This window comes from Congregibacter litoralis KT71 (assembly GCF_000153125.2).
Lineage (GTDB): Bacteria > Pseudomonadota > Gammaproteobacteria > Pseudomonadales > Halieaceae > Congregibacter > Congregibacter litoralis.
The window spans coordinates 795,575-812,441 of sequence record NZ_CM002299.1 but is presented as its reverse complement, the minus strand read 5'-3'; the positions used below and the strand labels follow the sequence as shown (position 1 = coordinate 812,441).

Annotated in this window: 15 protein-coding genes; 9 read left to right on the top strand and 6 right to left on the bottom strand. The window is 60.9% G+C overall.

Features of this window, described 5'->3' with window-relative positions; genetic code table 11:
* Window positions 1-67: 67 nt before the first annotated feature.
* Window positions 68-1,105, bottom strand: coding sequence for an N-acetyl-gamma-glutamyl-phosphate reductase (gene argC / locus KT71_RS03705; protein ID WP_008292801.1), 1,038 nt, complete (start codon window positions 1,103-1,105; stop codon window positions 68-70).
* An 89-nt stretch (window positions 1,106-1,194) separates the two neighbouring features.
* On the opposite strand from argC, the gene KT71_RS03700 reads away from it, so the two are divergent.
* The 5 genes from KT71_RS03700 to KT71_RS03680 all read left to right on the top strand — a co-directional run bounded on the left by KT71_RS03700 (window position 1,195) and on the right by KT71_RS03680 (window position 6,451).
* Window positions 1,195-2,937 (top strand): chloride channel protein, encoded by a 1,743-nt coding sequence (locus tag KT71_RS03700; RefSeq protein WP_008292802.1) that lies wholly within the window; start codon window positions 1,195-1,197, stop codon window positions 2,935-2,937.
* Window positions 2,938-2,961: 24 nt separating this feature from the next.
* Window positions 2,962-3,381 (top strand): CopD family protein, encoded by a 420-nt coding sequence (locus tag KT71_RS03695; RefSeq protein WP_008292803.1) that lies wholly within the window; start codon window positions 2,962-2,964, stop codon window positions 3,379-3,381.
* A 123-nt stretch (window positions 3,382-3,504) separates the two neighbouring features.
* Window positions 3,505-4,785 (top strand): glutamate-1-semialdehyde 2,1-aminomutase, encoded by a 1,281-nt coding sequence (gene hemL / locus KT71_RS03690; RefSeq protein WP_023659917.1) that lies wholly within the window; start codon window positions 3,505-3,507, stop codon window positions 4,783-4,785.
* Between the two features lie 18 nt (window positions 4,786-4,803).
* A complete protein-coding gene (gene hemB / locus KT71_RS03685) occupies window positions 4,804-5,811 on the top strand; it encodes a porphobilinogen synthase (RefSeq protein ID WP_008292805.1) in 1,008 nt (335 codons plus the stop codon).
* 13 nt (window positions 5,812-5,824) lie between these two features.
* Window positions 5,825-6,451, top strand: a complete 627-nt coding sequence (locus tag KT71_RS03680; RefSeq protein WP_023659916.1) for a hypothetical protein — start codon at window positions 5,825-5,827, stop codon at window positions 6,449-6,451.
* Window positions 6,452-6,472: 21 nt separating this feature from the next.
* Here the strand turns inward: KT71_RS03680 and KT71_RS03675 are convergent, their stop codons facing one another.
* Window positions 6,473-7,090, bottom strand: a complete 618-nt coding sequence (locus KT71_RS03675) for an NUDIX hydrolase (RefSeq protein WP_023659915.1) — start codon at window positions 7,088-7,090, stop codon at window positions 6,473-6,475.
* A gap of 182 nt (window positions 7,091-7,272) precedes the next feature.
* Here KT71_RS03675 and KT71_RS03670 point away from each other — a divergent pair, with 182 nt between their 5' ends.
* Complete coding sequence (locus KT71_RS03670; protein ID WP_008292808.1) at window positions 7,273-8,763, top strand: ATP-binding cassette domain-containing protein; 1,491 nt, start codon at window positions 7,273-7,275, stop codon at window positions 8,761-8,763.
* Window positions 8,764-8,823: 60 nt separating this feature from the next.
* On the opposite strand, the gene KT71_RS19620 is transcribed toward KT71_RS03670, so the two are convergent.
* The gene (locus KT71_RS19620; protein WP_023659914.1) at window positions 8,824-9,267 is read right to left on the bottom strand and encodes a tetratricopeptide repeat protein; all 444 of its coding nucleotides are present in this window, start codon (window positions 9,265-9,267) and stop codon (window positions 8,824-8,826) included.
* Window positions 9,264-11,519 carry a penicillin-binding protein 1B gene (mrcB, locus tag KT71_RS03660; RefSeq protein WP_008292809.1) on the bottom strand — a complete coding sequence of 752 codons (2,256 nt, stop codon included), beginning with the start codon at window positions 11,517-11,519 and terminating at the stop codon, window positions 9,264-9,266. Before mrcB ends, KT71_RS19620 begins: the two co-directional genes overlap by 4 nt.
* Before the next feature lie 123 nt (window positions 11,520-11,642).
* Here mrcB and KT71_RS03655 point away from each other — a divergent pair, with 123 nt between their 5' ends.
* Window positions 11,643-12,644, top strand: a complete 1,002-nt coding sequence (locus tag KT71_RS03655; protein ID WP_008292810.1) for an adenosine kinase — start codon at window positions 11,643-11,645, stop codon at window positions 12,642-12,644.
* Between the two features lie 72 nt (window positions 12,645-12,716).
* On the top strand, window positions 12,717-13,061 hold the full coding sequence (locus tag KT71_RS03650; RefSeq protein ID WP_008292811.1) for a pentapeptide repeat-containing protein: 345 nt from the start codon (window positions 12,717-12,719) through the stop codon (window positions 13,059-13,061).
* A gap of 26 nt (window positions 13,062-13,087) precedes the next feature.
* Here KT71_RS03650 and KT71_RS03645 read toward each other — a convergent pair whose 3' ends face one another.
* Window positions 13,088-14,203, bottom strand: coding sequence for a DUF2333 family protein (locus KT71_RS03645; RefSeq protein ID WP_008292812.1), 1,116 nt, complete (start codon window positions 14,201-14,203; stop codon window positions 13,088-13,090).
* Between the two features lie 18 nt (window positions 14,204-14,221).
* Window positions 14,222-14,692 (bottom strand): copper chaperone PCu(A)C, encoded by a 471-nt coding sequence (locus tag KT71_RS03640; RefSeq protein ID WP_023659913.1) that lies wholly within the window; start codon window positions 14,690-14,692, stop codon window positions 14,222-14,224.
* Window positions 14,693-14,994: 302 nt separating this feature from the next.
* Here KT71_RS03640 and KT71_RS03635 point away from each other — a divergent pair, with 302 nt between their 5' ends.
* Complete coding sequence (locus KT71_RS03635; RefSeq protein WP_040362137.1) at window positions 14,995-16,773, top strand: protein-disulfide reductase DsbD family protein; 1,779 nt, start codon at window positions 14,995-14,997, stop codon at window positions 16,771-16,773.
* Window positions 16,774-16,867 lie beyond the last annotated feature (94 nt).

Below are 16,867 nucleotides of genomic sequence, written 5' to 3'. Positions count from 1 at the left end.
TAGTAAAACCCAGCGCGCAACTCAAGTATAGCGAGGGACGCCGGCGACCGCCATGGCTGTCTCGTCATCAGGGCAAAAGGCCGGGCAAGGCAATGCCCGCGCTCTCGTCCTCACCGAACATCAGGTTCATACACTGAATAGCCTGGCCCGCCGCCCCCTTGACCAGGTTGTCCTCCACCACCGTCACCACGACGGTTTCGCGGTTCTGGGGCACGCTCAGTGCCAACTGGCAGGTATTGGCGCCGCGTACGCTTCGGGTCTGGGGGTACTGTCCGGCGGGCAGGACGTCCACAAAGGGCTCATGGGCATAGGCGTCTTCGTAGAGCGCCTGCAGGTCAGCGGCACGCCCCGCAGCATTCAAGGCGCCGTACAGGGTGGCATGAATCCCGCGAATCATAGGTGCGAGGTGCGGAACAAAGGTCAGGGACACCGGCTGAGCCGCCATAGCCGACAATCCCTGCTCTATTTCGGGCAGATGCCGGTGGCCACTCACCCCGTAGGCCTTGAAGCTGTCGCTTACCTCACTCAGAAGGTTGTCGATTTTGGCCTGCCTTCCCGCACCGCTGACACCGGAAACGGCATTGGCGATGAGCGTCTGCGTGTCTATCAACCCCTCCTCCAGTAAAGGCATGAATCCCAATTGCACGGCGGTGGGATAGCATCCGGGACAGGCCAGGAGTCTTGCATCGCGAATCGTCTCACGGTGTCGCTCCGGGAGGCCATAGACAGCCTCCCCAAGGAGTTCGGGACAAAGGTGGGGTTCGCCATACCACTGCTCCCAAAGGCCGGCGTCACGAATACGAAAATCCGCCGAGAGGTCGATGACCCGGGCACCCGCCGCCAGCAAGGCGGGTACGCTGCGCATGGCGACATTGTGAGGGGTCGCAAAAAACACCACATCGCAAGCCGCCAGGGCCTCATCATCGGGATCACTGAAACTCAGTTCGATGCGACCCCGGAGGCTGGGAAAGAGATCCGCCACGGGCCGCCCCGCCTCTGCGCGGGAGGTAATCAGAGCTATATCCACCCGGGGATGGGCGAGCAGCAGCCGGAGAAGCTCCACGCCCGTGTACCCCGTGCCACCCACTATACCGACCTTGATCATGCTGCCTCCACTCTCTGAGGCGCTGGAGTATATCGCCAAAGCGCGACGAAGAATTGCTACCATTAACCCTTTAACGCTGGAATAGCCGCTTGCCCTTCAGCTTCGGATCCTACCGCCGCGCCCTGACGCGCTACGACTCTGTACCGGCCTATGCGCTGCTGGGCATCATCGCTGGCATCTCTTCCGGCGCAGCCGTCATCGCCTTTGAACACGGTATCGACCACCTCGCTTTACTCTGGGGCGTAGGAAATCGCGCAGAAGACTACGAAGGCCTGGACACCCTTTCCCGCTTTTTATTGCCCGTGCTGGGTGGCCTGACCCTGGGTCTGATCTTTACTTTTTTGCGCCCGGAGGATCGGGAAGTGGGCATTGTCCACGTCATCAGTCGCCTCCACAGCAACTACGGCATGCTCCCCTGGCGTAATGCTGTGGTGCAGTTCTGTGCCGGCATTGTGGCCCTCGCTACAGGACAGTCCGGGGGAAGGGAGGGTCCCGGCGTGCATCTCGGCAGCGCCATTAACAGCGTTATCGGCCAAAGGCTCGCCCTGCCGAACAACAGTCTCCGTATTCTTATTGCCTGCGGGTCCGCAGGGGGTATCGCTGCTGCGTTCAATACGCCTCTTGCCGGCGTGATTTTTGCGATGGAGGTCATCATCGCCGAGTACACCGTGGTGGGTTTTATGCCCGTCATGCTGTCGGCGGTAGCCGCTTCCGTGCTGAGTCAGCGCTTTGGTGGAGGCGCCGAAATCTTTGACATGTCCCGGGCGCAGCTGACCACGCTGTGGGAAATACCCTACATTGCGCTCCTGGGCTTTCTCTGTGGCTGTGCTGCCGCCATGCTTATTCGCGTGAGCACCATTGGTGCAAGTTTTGGCAAGTGGCCCGTGATGCTCCGCTTCACCCTGGCGGGGCTTGTCACCGGTGCCCTCGGTATCGCCATTCCCGAAACCCTGGGCATTGGCTACGACACCCTGGGGAATGTGATGTACGGCCAGATTGCCCTCGGCGCTCTACTCTTGATCGCCGGCGCAAAAATCTTCGCCACGGGGATCAGTGTCGGTTTTGGTATGCCCGTGGGAATCATCGGACCTACGCTTCTCATTGGCGCCTGCGTCGGGGGCTTTTTCGGACAACTGGGAAATCAGCTCTACCCCGTGGTTGCTCCGGACCCCACGCTTTACGTGACCATCGGTATGGCGGCGGCCATGGGCGCCGCCTTTGGTGCACCGCTCGCGGCCTGTCTCGCCGCGATTGAACTGACGCAAAGCACCAGCGTCGCCATGCCCGCCATGCTCGCCATCATCGTGGCCAACCTCACCAATCTCAGCGTCTTCCGACAGCGCTCGGCGCACCGCAGCGTGCTCAGCCAACTGCGGCGCCAGCTGCCCGACGACCCCCTGAATCAACTCCTCCACCGCACGGATGTCAACGCGGTAATCGACGGTAGCGTCGTGGTCATTGGTGAGCAGGTCAAACCGGCGGTCTCCGCAACCCTTGCCCTCCAGGTGCCCAACTGGTGTCTCGTCAGTCGCGAGGGGGAAGACCTGTTCCTCGTAAGCGGTCACGAACTTATGGACTGGCTGGAAGAGGCGCCGCCCCCAAACCCGGATGAGCCCTCAATTCGCAGTGTCACGGAATCATCCCTGCGGCGCTGGACCATCGCGGTCGTGCCGGAGCAGGCGACCCTCAGACAGGTGCTGGATATTCTAAAGGCCCGCACCGTCGAGGCCGTCTGTGTGTACACTCGCGGGAGGAAAGGTGAAAGACGTCTCCGCGGCATCGTGACCCGGGACCGCATCGAGCGCTTCACCCTCGATCACTTAAATACCTGACCGCTAACACCAAGGATTAGATACATGCTCTGGTTGCGCGCCCTTCACATCATTTTCGTCGTCTGCTGGTTTGCGGGCCTGTTCTATCTGCCACGACTCTTTGTCAACTACGCCGCTTGCGAGCACCCGGAGACCCGCGCCCAACTGGCCCTCATGTCGCGCAAGCTCTACCGCTTTGTAACCCCCTTTATGGCGCTCACCATCGTGTTTGGTGTGGGCCTTATCAGCGTGAACGCCAGCTATTATCTCGGCGCCACCTGGCTGTGGCTGAAGCTGGCCGGCGTGGCCTTTCTCGTGGTTTACCATTTTCAGTGCGGACGCTACGTGAAGCGTATCAACGCCAACGAGGACGATCACAGCCACGTGTTCTATCGATTCTTTAATGAGATCCCCGTGTTCTTTCTGTTTGCCATCGTATTTCTGGTAGTCCTCAAGCCGTTCTGACACCATTGCGACAAAAGCAGCGATTGCGGGGAGAAAGCGTCATAATTGCTGATTAAATTCGTCCAGCCATCACACTGAACTGCTGTGACAACCCAAGACAACTAAAGAAGGAACGGCAATAACATGAGCCGATCAGCCGAGCTTTTCGAACGTGCATCCCGACACATCCCCGGAGGAGTGAACTCTCCCGTACGAGCCTTCAAGGCCGTCGGCGGCACACCCATATTCATTGATCGGGCCGAGGGCCCCTACATCTTCGATTGCGACGGCAAGCGCTACACGGACTACGTACTATCCTGGGGCCCCATGATCATGGGACACAATCATCCGGAAGTGCGGGAAGCGGTGGTAAAGCAGTCAGAGAAAGGTCTCAGCTTCGGCGCCCCCACGGAACTCGAGATCGAACTAGCGGATACCATTTGCGACATCATGCCGAACATGGACCTGGTGCGCATGGTGAATTCCGGCACCGAGGCCACCATGAGTGCCATACGCCTGGCCCGTGGTTACACCGGCCGCGATATCATTGTGAAGTTTGAGGGCTGCTACCACGGACACTCGGATTCGCTGCTGATCAAAGCGGGCTCTGGCGCGCTCACCCTGGGCGTCCCCAGCTCCCCCGGTGTTCCCGCCGCTCTGGCGGACTACACCATGACCCTCACCTACAACGATCCCGAAGAGTTGCGCAAAGCGTTTGCGGAACACGGCGATCGCATTGCCTGCCTCATCGTTGAGCCCGTGACGGGCAATATGAATTGCGTGCTCCCCACGCCGGAATTCCTCACGGCCATGCGTGAAGTCTGTACTGCCAGCGGCGCGGTCCTGATTCTCGACGAGGTCATGACCGGTTTTCGGTTCGGCACCCACGGCGCCCAGGGTCATCTGGGCATCGAAGCCGACCTCACCTGTCTGGGGAAGATCGTCGGCGGCGGTATGCCCGTCGGCGCCTTTGGCGGCAAACGCGAGATCATGGAGCAGATTGCGCCCCTGGGTCCGGTTTATCAGGCTGGCACCCTGTCGGGCAATCCCATCGCCATGGCTGCGGGACTTGCCACCATGCGTATCATTTCCCGTCCCGGGTTTTATGAGCCCATTTTTGCTCACACCCAGGCGATCTGCGACGGCATGCAGCAGGCTGCGGACAAGGCAGGTGTGCCCTTTACCACCAACCACGCGGGTACCATGTTCGGCGGCTTCTTCACGGACGCCGACAGCGTATCCAATTACGCCGACGTCATGGCCTGCGATACGGACAGCTTTGCTCGCTTCTTTCACCATATGCTGGAGCTGGGCGTGTATCTCGCACCCGCCTCCTACGAAGCGGGTTTTATGTCGGCAGCGCACACGGACGCCGATATCGAAGAAACCGTCGCGGCCGCTGCTACCGCTTTCGCAGCCCTTTAAGTTTCGGAGTACGCATCTATGGCCTTTGCATCAACCCGCGGTCCGTTTCCTGGCACGCGCATGCGCCGCCTTCGTGCGAACGACTTCGCCCGGCGCCTGGTTCGGGAGAACGCCCTGTCACCCAATGACCTCATTTACCCGGTTTTTGTCCTCGAGGGAGAGAATCAGCGGGAAGCTGTGCCTTCCATGCCGGGCGTGGAGCGTCTGAGCATTGATCTCCTGATAGAGCTTGCGGGAGAGATGGTGACGCTGGGTATTCCGGCCATCGCCCTGTTTCCTGTGGTATCCACAGAGAAGAAAAGCCTCGAAGCCGAGGAAGCTTTCAACCCGGACGGCCTCGCCCAGCGTGCCGTGCGTGCTCTGAAAGCGGCGCAACCGGCATTGGGCGTGATGACCGATGTGGCCCTGGATCCCTTCACCACCCATGGTCAGGACGGCATCATCGATGAGCAGGGCTATGTACTGAATGATCGCACTACCGAGGTGCTGGTGCGGCAGGCCGCCAGCCACGCGGCGGCGGGTGCCGATGTCGTGGCTCCCTCAGACATGATGGACGGTCGCATCGGGGCCATTCGCAGGGTTCTCGAGGACGGCGGACACGTCAACACACTCATCATGTCCTACGCGGCCAAGTACGCCTCCAGCTACTACGGGCCCTTTCGCGATGCCGTGGGCTCCGCGGGCAACATCAAGGGCGGCAACAAATTCAGCTACCAGATGGATCCCGCCAACAGCGATGAAGCCCTCCATGAGTGCGCCCTGGATTTAAACGAGGGCGCGGACATGATCATGGTCAAGCCTGGTATGCCCTACCTCGATATCGCCCGGCGCGTCAGCGAGGAGCTCAAGGCGCCCACTTTTGCCTATCAGGTAAGTGGTGAGTACGCCATGCATATGGCGGCCTTTGAACACGGCTGGCTCGATCGCGACGCGGTGATGCTGGAGTCATTGCTGGCCTTCAAGCGCGCCGGATGCGTTGGCATTCTCAGCTACTTTGCCCTGGATGCGGCTCGCGCGCTCCAGTAACAGGGCCGCGGTGATGCGCGGGCTCGCCGGGGCCCTCGCCCTGGCACTCCTCCCTGCCTCCGGCAACCTGCGTGCCGAGTGCGGCTGCTTGTGGGAAGGCTCCTTCAGCGACGTTCAGGCATCCGCGGATCTCGTCGTGGCCGCAGAGGTCCTGCGAATCAAAGGCAACGCCGTGGATATTGCCATAGAGGAACAGCTGCGGGGCGAAGCGTATCTGGACGACATCCGCGTGTGGATGGAGACGCGGGATTACTGCCGGCCACCGGCGGAGGAATTTCCCGTAGGATCCCGCTGGATACTGGCGCTCAAACGCATCACCGACGTGCCCGATGACGGTTTCGATCCCTCGACACCCAACCAGAGTTTTGGCCGTCGCGACGATTACTACCTGTCGAGCTGCGGCGGTTACTGGCTGACCTATAACGGCGAGGTGGTCACGGGTAACCTCGTTAATGCGCCCCGCTGGGCCAGAGATCCGGACATGACGCCGGTGTTTATGGATGTCCTCCGTGCTTTTTTGCGCGGCGAAACTGACAGCGAGGCCCTCCTGGAGGCCAGCCGGGAAGATCCCGCCATGATGGAGCTGTTTCTGGACACCAAGGCATTTCTTCGGGGCGATGAAGACATCGGCCGGCAGTAAGGGCCTCGACGAGGCGAGCGCCTAAAACCTGCGCCAGCGCTTACGCCCGGGAGATTTCCCGGCCACCACGTCCATGAGCTCATCCAGCATGCGCAGGGACAGGCCCCAGATCCGCCGCTCCTCATAGAAATAACAGGGCATGCGCAGCTTGATGCCGTTGCGCTCCCAGACCATTTCTTCGCGGTTATCCGTATCCAGTAAAAACTCCAGAGGCACCCACACCACCTCCGCTACTTCATGGTTGGGGTGGAAGTTCACACTCCGCTCCAGATGGAAGACATAGGGCGATATCACCAGCCCGCGGAATCGGCTATTGATCGCATTAAGCTCAGACAAGGCCCCGATACAGGGCTCCTGCGCCCCCAGATGGAGGCCGATTTCTTCCTCCGTTTCTCGCCGGGCGGTTTCCAGATCACTTTCATCGTCGGGCTCTTTTCGCCCGCCGGGAAAGGCCATCTGCCCCGACCAGGGGTCGCCCTCCCGATCCGACCGGCGGATCATCAATACGCCCAACTCCCCCTCCCTAAGCTGCAATATCAGCGCCACAGCCGCGCGCTTCATGATGCCCTTCAGCCATTTTCGGGAGGGCCGATGGCCCGCCAGCCTGGATTCGGCCATTTGTAGGAGAGCGATGGACACGGTTGTAAGCCTTGATAAGTAACGAAGAAAAACACAGGTGACTTCCATGGTACCGCTTGCTCGCAAGCGCGGCATCCTGCCCGTGGCTCCGGGCAATACCACGGAGCCATAAACTGCCTGCCCCTACGCCCACCGGCGGCGAGTCATTTACACTGCATACCACCACATGCCCGGGTGTCTTTGTGTCAGCCACTAACGAACAACCAAGCAAGCTGTTTTCCCTGGAGAATCTCGCGCTCAGCTATCGTGCCAAACCCGCTTTACAGGGCATCTCCTGGCGCTGGGTGCCGGGGGAGCACTGGGCGATACTCGGCGCCAACGGTGCCGGCAAAACAGCGCTGGCAACGGTCATTGCCGGGGAGCAGACCCGCTTTGCCGGGTCGTTTAATCGCAGCCCGACGTTACGGGATGGCGGCACCGCCTACGTCTGCTTCGAGCGTGGTCGGCGCCTTTGGGAACGGGATCAGAAGCTCGATTGTGCAGAATTTGAAGCAAACGCCCGGGATGAGGGCACCCGGGTAAAAGATCTGTTGCAGACCGAGGACTGGTCACAAACAGAGCGCGATGCGCTTATCGAGCTTCTGGGCATTCGCGATATTCTGGATCGCGGGCTGCGCTACATCAGCACCGGACAGATGCGCAAAGCGCTGCTGGCCAGCGCGCTGTTCGCCAGACCCGCCCTGTTGATTCTTGACAGCCCCCTTGATGGACTGGACCTGGCCACTCAGGAACGACTGCGGGAAGCCCTCGACAGCATCATGGCACGCAGCCCCGCTGTGCTGACGCTGTGCCGGAGTCCTGAGGAAATCCCCGGTGCCTGTAACAGACTCATGCTCCTCGACGGCGGACGAATCATCGCCATGGGCGACCCGCAAACGGTGCTTGATAGTCCCGAGGGACGGCGTTTATTGGAACCGGCCACCGTAGCATTCGGCGCGCTTCCCAAAGCGAAGTCCACCGCTGAGCCCTCTCGCTCCGAACCCACGATAGAACTTCAGGATGTCTCGGTCTCCTTCGGAGATCTCTGCGTTTTTCGAAACCTCGACTGGTCCATGGCGCCAGATCAGCACACACTGATCGTCGGTCCCAACGGCTGTGGCAAAAGTACCTTGCTGGACCTTCTCACCGGGGATAATCACAAGGCCTACGGGCAGCAGGTTTCGCTTTTTGGCCGGCGTCGCGGCAGCGGTGAAAGTGTCTGGGACATCAAAGCCCGCTTCGGCCGGGTGGATGCCCGCATGCAATTCGCTGTGCCCAGCGGCAGCACCGTGGAATCCGTCGTTCTCTCGGGATTTTTTGACAGTGTTGGGCTCCGGGACCGACCCAGCGACCTCCAGCGTTCCAGCGCGCGGGAGTGGCTCAGGGCTCTAGGGTTATCCGCGCAGGTCGACAGGGAATTTCATACTCTGAGTTTCGGTCTCCAGCGCCTGGTGCTTTTGGCGCGGGCCATGGTCAAAGAGCCCGAGATATTACTCCTCGATGAGGCCACCCTGAGCCTCGACCCCCGCCACCGGCAAATGCTTCTGGCAGCTGTGGATCACCTTGTCGATCGGGGGCGATGTCAGCTGTTGTTTGTCAGTCACACCGTGGGGGAACTGCCCCGCTGTATCAATCAGATGCTGCAATTTGAGCCTAGGGAGGATGGCTCGCGGACTCGTGTCAGCGAGCGCTAACGACCGCATCGATCTCCAGATCTCAAAGACCCCTGGCACAGGCTCTTCGTGATCGCCTTGCTAGTCGATAAACTGTCGGAGCTTTGTGCAGGTGGACGCGCCGCAATACAACAAGCCCCGCTCAGCACTGGCGGAGGCCCGCCCGGGTCTTCCCGCGGCCGCATGGCTTCGCGCCAACTCCAGATAAACTTCAGCGCGCTGGGGCGCAATGCGCAGGGCCCGTTCGAGACGGGCAAAGCTCGCCGATAAATCCCCCTGCTCCCGAAAGGCGCGAGCCTCGTCCAGCAAACTATCGACGGGGCTCCTTGCGGGCGGCGAGCTTCTATCGGTGGGCGCGGTCGGCGTCGACGGCGCGGGAATCGTGGGCGTGGGCATGCGCGAAGACCGCTCTCGGGCTTCGGGGGCCTCGGGTGGTACCGGGCTGGGACCGGATGCACAGGCAGCGAGGGCAAGGAGAACAACAACCAGCAGTAAGCTCTGAAAAGCGCTCGGGGAACCCATCATCGGTCACCGCCACCGAACAGCTTCTCGAACCAGCCCCGAATGCCCTCGGACTTAGGCGCACAGCCAGTGCTGCGAACGGGTTGAGACCCGGTGATGAACGGCAGCAGACGCGCATTGGCACAGCCCTCTCCCGTGAGCTCCCCGCTGCGATCATCCACACGATGAAGCTCGACACCCGCGGGCATTCGATAACTGAGAGGGCGGGTCGCGGCCTGGGCCATGAAGTCTGCCCAGATACGCAGTGCTCCGCTCGAGCCTGTCAGGCCCGTCGCATTGTTGTTGTCCCGCCCGATCCACGTCACCGCGAGCAAATCACCCGAGAAGCCCGCGAACCAGGAGTCGCGACCATCGTTGGTGGTCCCGGTTTTTCCCGCCACGTGAAAGTCCTCGGCAAGGCTGCGGTAAACCCCCCGTCCCGTTCCCTCGCGTACCACCTCCCGCAGGGCGTAGTGGAGGAGATGAATGGCACGGGGATCCACAGCGCGCTCGTACTCGGTGATGTTATTGCGCAAAATTTCTCCCCTGCGATTGACGATGGACAGAATGCTACGGAGCGGCGTGCGCGTGCCGTCAACGGCAATCGTCTGGTAAACCCGCGCCATCATCAAGGGGGAATATTCTCCCGCGCCCAATACGAGGGAGGGCACCCTCGGCACGTCCTGGCGCAGACCCAGGCGCTGCAACATATCCACCACCGCCGGCAATCCGATATCCATACCCAGGCGGGCCGTTGCCTGATTGTAGGATTTGGCCAGCGCGCGATGGAGTAAAACATCGCCATGGGATTCCCGGTCAAAGTTACGCGGCGCCCAGACATCGCCGTTAGGTCCCGCCACACGCAAGGTGGAATCATCCAGGGGTGTCGCCAGGGTATAGGCCTCCGGCTGCTCCAGCGCCGCCAGATAGACCGCAGGTTTTAGGAGAGAGCCTGCGGGGCGCCGCGCATCGAGGGCACGGTTAAATCCTGTGGTCCGCGGCTTTCGCCCTCCCACGATTGCTACAACCTCACCATTGACTGTCCGCGTCACGACGCTCGCCGTCTGCAGATCGCCCGCGGGATTGAGGGCGTCCATGATGCGCGTGGTACTCAGCTCAAGCTGCTCCTGAAGCCGCGGGTCAAAAGGCGTGAATATCCGCAGCCCCGCCGTGGCGTAATCCTCTTTGCGGTACTGCTCCGTCAGATGACGTCTCACGAGATCCAGGTAGGCGGGAAAGGTGTCCGAGCGTCGGGAGCCACCCACGGACAGAGGCATGGCCTGCGCGACCACGGCCTGCTCTTCGTTGATTACCCCCTGCTCCGCCATGACCTGCAGCACGAGATCCCGACGCTCCCGGGCCCGCGCGGGGTTGCGCTGGGGATTGTAGAAACTGGGGCCTCGGATCATCCCGATGAGCAGCGCCTGCTGATGCAGTCCCAACTCCTCAAGGGGGCTGTCGAAGTAATGGTGCGCAGCGAGGGCAAAGCCATGGATTGCCCGGGGACCGTCCTGCCCGAGGTACACCTCGTTCATGTAACTCTCGAGGATCTCCGGCTTGTCGTAATGCAGCTCCATAAGCATGGCCATAAACAGCTCAATGAGCTTTCGCCTGAGCGTCCGCTCGGAGCTCAGGTAGTAGTTCTTCACCAGCTGCTGCGTGATGGTGCTGCCGCCGGCAACGACCCGCCCCGAGCGCATATTACCCAGCGCGGCGCGAACAATACCCGTGGGTGAAAAACCCAGGTGCGAATAGAAGTTGCGATCCTCGATGGCGAGCAAACCGCCCTGCAGGGTGTCAGGCACCTCCTCAAGGCGCAGGAGCAGACGATCCTCGCCGTGGGCAGGGTAAATCCCGCCCATCTGCAGGGGTTCAAGACGAAGAATATCCAGCTCCGCCCCGGCGCTGCTTAATCCCTGGAGACTGGCAGAGGAAAACTCCAGCGTCGCCATGCGCGCCGGTTCGCGGCCGTCGGGGAAAACAAAGCCCCGGCTGTGGAGCCGCACACGGTTGCCGACGACTTCGTACTCACCGCGATCGCGCACCCGACTCACCCGGCGATATCCAAGGCGCTCCAGCTCGCCCAGCACCGCCGCCTGGGGCAGGCGAGCACCCACAAACAACTCCAGGGGCCGGGCAAAGACCTGAGCCGGCAGGGCGTAGCGCTTGCTTTCGAAGGTGTCGGTTATGAGCGCGTTGAGATAAAACAGCCCAACGAGGAACACAGCGACCAAAACGAGGGCGAGCTTACGCAAAAAGGAAAGGAGGCGGTTCATGGCCGCGCAGTGTACTTCGCCGCTCAGTCAGCAGCCACAGATAGGATCACATTCAGGAGCTACCCTACACATCACGGGGCAAGATGCGCATAATGCCGCGCTAGAAGAGATGCGGATGACAACATGAAGCAGTTCAAAGTGTACGGACTGGGCGCAGCGCTGGTGGACACGGAGATCCGGGTAGACGACGCGCTCCTCGCGGAGCTCGGCGTCGAGAAGGGCCTGATGACCCTGGTTGACGGCAACCGTCGCGGGGAACTGCTCCGGGCACTGGATGGCCACCTTGTAGAGGCCAGCCACGCCAGCGGCGGTAGTGCAGGGAACTCCGTCATCGCCACGGCGCTGTTTGGCGGCAACTGCTTCATGAGCTGTCGCGTAGCCGATGACGCGGATGGACGCATCTATCTATCGGACCTCCGTGACGCCGGCGTGAGTTTTCCACCACCGGCGAACACCGACGATCCCACGGGCAAGTGCCTGGTGCTTGTCACCCCCGATGCAGAGCGCAGCATGAACAGCTTTCTCGGCGCCTCGGAAGGTCTCAGCATTGATCAGTTGGATCCCGATGCTATAGCAAATTCAGAGTACGTTTACCTTGAGGGCTATCAGGTGAGCTCCGAAACAGGACTCGCCGCGGCGATTCGTGCCCGGGAGATCGCCCGGGAAGCCGGCGTGCCCGTGGCCCTGAGCTTTTCCGATCCGGGCATGGTGGAGTTCTTCCCCGAGCAATTCCGTAAGATGGTGGGCGCTGGGGTCGACTTGGTATTCGCCAACGAAGCGGAGGCCAAAAGCTGGACCGGCATGTCCACATTGGCCGACGCGGTGGAAGCGATGAAAGACACGGCGACGCGTTTTGTGATCACCCGGGGAGGCGATGGTGCGCTGTGCTTTGACGGTGAACAGCTCCATGACATTCCCGTGCATACGGTGGATGCAATAGACAGTAACGGGGCCGGAGACATGTTTGCAGGTGCTTTCCTGTACGCCTTGACGGAAGGCGAGGATTTCCCCACCGCCGGCCGTTTTGCAGCCTATGCCTCGGGTATTGTGGTGTCGCAGTGGGGCCCTCGCCTTGCGCCGGAGCAGTATGGGACACTACGGGATACCTTCTTCGGCAAAAACTGATTCCCCGGGGACTTACGCCGGGACATCAAGCCCGTATAAGAACCCCGTCAACAAGCAGGAAAAACAGCGATCATGGACAAGCCGCATATCAAGACCGACCCGCTCTATCAGCTGTTGCGGCAGGAAGACATCAAGGCGTTCAACGAGCAGCGCGACAGCCTCGATTGCAGCAAGCTGCGCAACGGTGATTATCGCGGTCGGGATTTGAGAAACATGAATGCCCAGGGTCTGGACTTCAGCAACTCCTATTTCCGCAACGCCGACCTTTCGGGCATCGATTTTCGATCCACCAATCTGGAGGGTGCCAGCTTCCTGGATGCAAAGTTATCGGGAGTCTACTTCCCCGAAGAGCTCAGTGCCGAGGAGATCCGTCTATCTCTGGATACGGGCACCCGCCTCCGCTATCGCAAAAATTGAACCGTCTGGCCTCCGGCGCAGCGCTCCTAACCCTGGGCCAGAAGGTCGCGCAGATCAATGATCGCAGCGTTCGCGCGGCTGATATAGGACGCCATAATCAGTGAGTGATTGGCGAGGGGACCGAAGCCAGAGCCGTTGAGGATCATGGGGCTCCAAATCACGCCCTGAGTTCCCTCGAGCTCCCGAATGATCTGACGCAAACTCACCTGGGCATTTTTGTTCTGGAGAATATCCTCGAAGTCTACCTCTATTGCTTTGAGGAAGTGGATCAGGGCCCAGGCAGCACCCCGGGATTCAAAAAACACGTCATCGATCTCGCTCCAGGGCGTACGCACCTCCACCTCGTTGGGTACCGCCGTAGACTGGCTGGCATTACCGTCCCCGGCAAGATCCGTGTTCAAGCGACGATCCGACACGCTGGCAGACAGACGTTGGGACAGGCTGCCCAGGCGGGTATTCACCATCGCCAGCCATTCCCGAAGATTGTCTGCCCGGGCGTAGAACTGAGCGTTCTGGGCATCGGGATCCATAAGGCGACGGAGATAGGACTCCGTGGCGCGCATGGCCTTGCGGTATTCGGTCTCCGTAGCGGGAAGCAGCCAGCTGGTGGACTGAAAATTCAGGAGCGGCTCTGCCTTTGAAAGGTCTTGGTCCTCTTTTGACTGGGACTGGGACCGGGAAAAAAACTCGCGCATGGCCCGCACCAGATCCCGGGACTGAATGAGCACGCCGTACTCCCAGTTAGGGATATTGTCGAGATAGACGCCGGGAGGGAACCGGTCGTTGTGCAGATAACCACCGGGCTTGGACAACATCGTATCGACCACCCCCAAAAGTGCCGAGGTGGTGATCACACCAGTGACCAGGGGCTCGGCGCTAGCTGCGACCACGACGCCATCCGGAGCGGTGTCCGCGCTGAGGCTGCTGTGGTAGCCGCGGGCCCGCTCAACCACATCGAATTGCGCGGGGGTCATGCTCCAATAGAGGCCCAGAATCACTACTATGGCCAGATAAATCGCGGAACCGGCCAGCCCTATGGACAACCAGCGACCCTGGGGCAGATAGTCATCGGCGAAATTACGCAGACGCCGTGCCAGACTCAGTTTGGGCACATCGGACCCCGTGGGCGTATCGTCAGTCATTGCCTTGCTTCCGGTTGCTTAGTGGTGGTCGTGGCTGTTGCCCGCATCGTCGGTATTGGCGCTACCCGGCGCAGATCGGCGTACGGTGGCATCGGCGCAAACATCGCCGTTGCTGGTCTGCAGGCAGATGGGCACCACCTCGCCTTCGGCGGGTGTGCGCTCAAGCCCCATCAACATGATATGCAGGCCTCCGGGCTTCAGCTGAACCATCGTCCCCGCGTCCACGGTGAGGGTATCTACGGCCCTCATCATGGAGCGGCCTTCCTCGACTCTGGTTTCATGGAGGCTGGCGGCTCCAAAGCTGGAGCTGGCACCGAGGACGGACAGGGGGGCTGCATCGGGATTATGAAGCTGCAGGTAAACGGCGGTCATGGTCTGCCCCGGCGGCATCGCGCGAACCCAGGCATCAGAGAGCTGCGGCGTTTCTGCGACAACGAGGCAGCTTACGGCAGAAAAAAGCACAAATAGTGGAACTCTCACATCAATCATGAACCAAAGCATCCTGTTAGGAGTAAACACTCACCATCACCGGTTGTGCTACAAGGTCTCTCACCGGCCTTCTGTCGCCCATCTACCGTTGATCCAGCGGTTATCGTCGCTGCCCCTCGAGCGAGGTGATGGCGATAATCGCGTAGTTTAACAACATGCCTGCGGACGCGGAGAAGCATAAGCCGCATCTGAGCAGCGAGACCACGGTACAATAGACCGCAGGCCAACAAGGTTCGTTCATGTTTTACAAGCCAACAATTGATAATGCGGTAACCTTGTTCCGACGATCCGGGTTCGCCCCAATGGTCCCTGTTGCACTATGCCTGGCACTGAGCGCTCTCATGGTGGTCCCGGCTCTGGGGCAGGCGGACTCTCTGGAAAGCACTGCAGTCCAGACCACCCTGGGCTCGCCACAATTCACCCAGCCGGAGTTTCTCCCCGTAGAAGAGGCCTACCCCCTCGCCGTGGAAGCGACCGGTGCTGACAGCCTTCGTCTTGTGTGGCAGATGCCCCCGGGCTACTACCTCTACCAACATGCTTTTCGCTTTGAGATTGCCAAAGACGGGCTGACGGAAACCCTGGCCCCTGAATTTCCTCCAGCCCTTGAGCGGGAGGACGAATTCTTCGGCCGTGTACAGGTGTATTACGACAGCGTGGATATGGCGCTCAGCCTCCCGGCGGCCATGACCGAGGGACAGCTTCGCGTCACCTCCCAGGGCTGCGCCGATGCGGGACTCTGCTACCCACCGCGCACCCAGCAATTCGCTCTGACCGGTAATCTGGCAGACGGGGATGTCCTCCAGGAGCTGCTCAGCACGCCGGCTGTCCGCCCAACCGCGAGCACCCCGATCACAAACCGCAGCGCCGCTCCGACCCAGGGGCTGCTTTTCATGATGCTCCTCGCCTTCGGGGGCGGCCTCATTCTCAACTTAATGCCCTGTGTACTGCCCATTCTTTCTCTCAAAGTGTTGGGATTTGCTTCAGCGCCCCCCGAGGAACGACGGCATCACGGCTGGCTGTACAGTGCCGGCGTCGTTTTGAGCTTTCTCATCGTTGCGGGAATTCTCCTGGGTCTGAGAGGTGCCGGGCAGGCCATCGGCTGGGGTTTTCAACTCCAGTCACCGGGCTTTGTTATCGCCCTCGCCTATCTCTTCGTGGTTATGGGGCTTGCGCTCAGCGGCCTCATCCAGTTGGGCAATCGTTTTATGAACCTGGGGAGCGATCTCGCAGCCCAGGGCGGCGCCAGCGGCAGCTTCTTCACCGGCGTGCTGGCGGTGGTGGTCGCAAGTCCCTGCACGGCGCCGTTCATGGGAACCGCCCTGGGCTATGCCCTGGTGCAGCCGCCCCTGCCGGGTCTTGCGGTGTTCGCCGCCCTGGGCGCCGGCATGGCCGCCCCCATGCTGATGCTGTCCTACAGCGCGACCGCAAGACGCCTGCTGCCGCGTCCCGGCCCCTGGATGGAAAGACTCAAGGAAGCGCTGGCGTTCCCCCTCTATGCGACGGCACTGTGGCTTTTCTGGGTTGCCGGCCGGCAAACCAGTATTGATGTGATGGCTGCCGCCCTGCTGGGAACCTTGTTCATCGCCCTTGGGCTATGGCTGTGGCGGGGTGCCCTGGTCGCCAAAGGCACCGCCATCGCCTGCATCGCCCTGGCTGTGGTCTTCGCAAGCTGGCGCCCGGCGCAACTCAACGAAAACTCCACATTACCTGCAGGCACCGTGGCCTACAGCCCCGCAGCCTTGAGCGCCCTGATCGCTGAGGGCAAACCCGTGTTTGTGGATGTGACGGCCGACTGGTGCATTACCTGTCTTGCCAATGAGCGCGCAGTGCTGTTGACCACGCGGGTGCAGGACGCTTTCCGGGATTCCGGCGTTACCTACATGATCGCGGACTGGACAGATTATGACCCGGTCATTGCCGACTTTGTGGCCAGTCACGATCGCAGCGGCATCCCCCTCTACGTGCTCTACAACGGAACACAAACCCCGCGGGTGCTCCCGCAGTTATTGCGCACACAGACGGTGCTCTCAGCCCTGGAAGACGTAGCTCAAATGTCAGTGGCTGCAGCGGATGCCCCCTAGGATACAAACCGGCGGCTAATTTCGGTAAAAACGCCGGCAACTTCGACAAAACGCCCGGTTTTCTGGACAAACGCCGCTTTTTACGCAACACTTC